The organism is Actinomycetota bacterium, from assembly GCA_040755895.1.
GTDB lineage: Bacteria > Actinomycetota > Aquicultoria > Subteraquimicrobiales > Subteraquimicrobiaceae > Subteraquimicrobium.
On sequence record JBFMAG010000118.1, the window covers coordinates 1 to 2,852 of the forward strand.

2 protein-coding genes are annotated in these 2,852 nt (G+C 45.6%); both read left to right on the forward strand.

The genetic code is table 11. The annotated features are described in order from the left end of the window. Positions 1 to 265 precede the first annotated feature (265 nt). Positions 266 to 1,795 (forward strand): ribonuclease Y, encoded by a 1,530-nt coding sequence (gene rny / locus AB1466_05490; GenBank protein MEW6189544.1) that lies wholly within the window; start codon positions 266 to 268, stop codon positions 1,793 to 1,795. 40 nt (positions 1,796 to 1,835) lie between these two features. Then, positions 1,836 to 2,852 (forward strand): ATP-binding protein (locus tag AB1466_05495; protein ID MEW6189545.1); only part of this gene is annotated, 1,017 nt, incomplete at its 3' end.

Sequence of the window (2,852 nt, forward strand, 5' to 3'; positions counted from 1 at the left end):
TTTAAAAGATTGGTCAACCAGGCTTTCCGCTCTTTCTCGCAAACTTGACACTCAATGTTATAATTAAATTAAGAGCTCGGCAAAGATACTTTATTTTGGGTTTGATATAGATTTAAAATTTAAAATTTAAAATTTAAAATAGGATAATTGAAGGCAAGAGAAATCTTGCTGGGAAGTTTCATTATCCCTTTGAAAGTCGAGTATTTTTGCCGAGGCATGCTCGGCTTTTTAATTTACCTTTAAAAGCGAAGGGAGGTTTGGATTAGTGCTCATTCTATCGGTAGTAATATCGAACCTCGTTGGGCTCCTAGTTGGATTCCTAATTAGGAAATATGTAGGGGAGGCGAAAATCGCCTCCGCTGAGGAAGCTGCAAAAGGGATTTTATCGGAGGCACAAAGAGAAGTTGAAAGAATGAGACGAGAGGCCTTAGTGGAAGCAAAGGATGAAATCCATGCAATGCGAGCCGAAGTCGAGAGGGAAAATAGGGAACAACGGGCTGAGTTTCAGCGGCTGGAGAAAAGATTGGCTCAAAGGGAGGAAATACTGGACAACAGGGCCATGGCTTTGGATAGAAGAGAAAAGGCTTTCATTGCAAGGGAGAGTGAGCTTGCAAAATTGGAGAGCGAATTAGAGAGCATCTATGCTGAACAAAAACACATGCTTGAGCGGTTAGCTGGTATGTCAGCCGATGAGGCAAAGGAGTTACTCATGAAGAGGATTAGAGAAGAAGCCAGACACGATGCTGCAAAAATAATCCACGATATCGAATCCAAAGCTCGAGAAGAGGCGGAGAAGAGAGCTCGAAACATCATATCCTTGGCCATTCAAAGGTGCGCCGCTGACCACGTGGCTGAGACCACGGTCTCTGTGGTCCCCCTGCCCAACGATGAGATGAAGGGAAGAATCATCGGACGAGAGGGGAGAAACATCCGAGCTTTTGAGACCCTCACGGGGATCAATTTAATCATCGATGATACGCCAGAGGCGGTCATCCTTTCGAGTTTCGATCCCGTCAGACGTGAGATCGGTCGCCTGGCCCTAGAGAAACTCATCGCCGATGGGAGAATTCATCCAGCCCGAATCGAAGAGATGTACGAAAAAGCCCGCGAAGAAGTGGAAACCGAAATCCGCGAGGAAGGAGAACAAGCAGCCCTTGAAATTGGAGTACACGGGCTACACCCCGAGCTTATCAGAGTACTCGGGCGGTTGAAATTCCGATCAAGCTACGGACAGAATGTCCTCAAACATTCAAGGGAGGTAGCACACTTAGCCGGGATAATGGCCGCGGAATTGAATGTCGATGTCAAACTGGCTAAGCGAGCTGGTCTTTTGCATGATATTGGAAAAGCCATAGATCACGAAGTGGAAGGGCCACATGCAATCATCGGGGCAGAGTTGGCAAAACGCCTTCGTGAATCGCCCAAGATTTGTCATGCCATCGAAGCTCACCATGGGGAGGTAGAACCTCGAACCATCGAAGCTGTATTGGTCCAATCCGCCGATGCTGTCTCGGCCTCACGCCCAGGAGCTCGAAGGGAAACGTTGGAGAGCTACATCAAACGTTTGGAAAAGCTCGAGGCCATCGCCGAGGGCTACAAAGGTGTAGAAAAGGCCTATGCTATGCAAGCTGGGCGTGAAATCAGGATAATGGTCAAACCCGAAGAAATCGACGATGCAAAATCAGCTCTTCTTGCAAGGGATATTGCCAAGAAAATCGAAGAGGAGTTGGAGTATCCTGGCCAAATAAAGGTTACGGTGATAAGGGAACACCGTGTCGTGGAATATGCCAAATAAAATTCCTTTAGTTTTCGACCACTAAATGCGAGGCCATAAGATGCCCGAGAATTCACATAATCTCTTAAATTTCGTCGAAGATCTGACCGGTGATCACTATCTCAAAGTGGAAGAGGATTTGGGCAATGGCTTCGTTCGTCTAAACTTAAATGAGGCTCAGCGACGACAGGCCAAGCATGATATCCGCTATGCTGAAGATGTTATTGTGGAACTATTGAGGAATTCAAGGGATGCTGGTTCCTCCAAGATATTCATCTCCTCCCACAAGGAAGAGGGTTACTTAAGAAAAATCACCGTCATTGATGATGGATGTGGCATACCCGCGCATCTTCAAGATGAAATCTTCCAGCCTCGGGTAACCTCAAAGCTTGAAAACATCGTTTTAGATAAGTACGGAGTACATGGTCGAGGAATGGCCTTGTACTCCGTTAAATTATCGGTCGAGAGGGCTCAGGTCCTTTCATCTCTTCCGGGAAAGGGCAGCGTTTTTAAGATCGGGGTCGATACCAGAGAGCTTCCGGAACGCAGAGATCAATCAACCTTTCCCAAAATTCACTTTCGCCAAGGCAAACCCCACATCGTCGCAGGTCCTCATAATGTACTTAGGCATCTAATTGAATTCAACTTAGAATACCCTCACCTCGAGATATATCTTGGTTCACCTTCAGAAATTTTATCCACAATGTATCATTTATATACACCACCGGAGATAAGCATTTTCAATGCCCCAAACCACGATCTCATAAACTCCCTTGAACATTCCTCCTTAAAGCTTTGGCAATACATCGGTTGTGCCATTGATATACCATCCCTTTTGGAAATCGCGAGAAAATATTACGGATTTGAAATCTCCGAACGGAATGCTCATAGGATCATTAACGCTGAGATAAAACCCTTGCTACCGCTGATGTCTCACTTTAAACAATTCCAAGAATTTAGCTCCATTACTCAAAGGGAAATTTCCATCGAGACCAAAGATTATGCCAAGTATCTGGGTCAGGAGGACCTTGACTCTTTGGTTAAAGCTATCATGGAAAGTTTCGAAAAAATAGGGCGG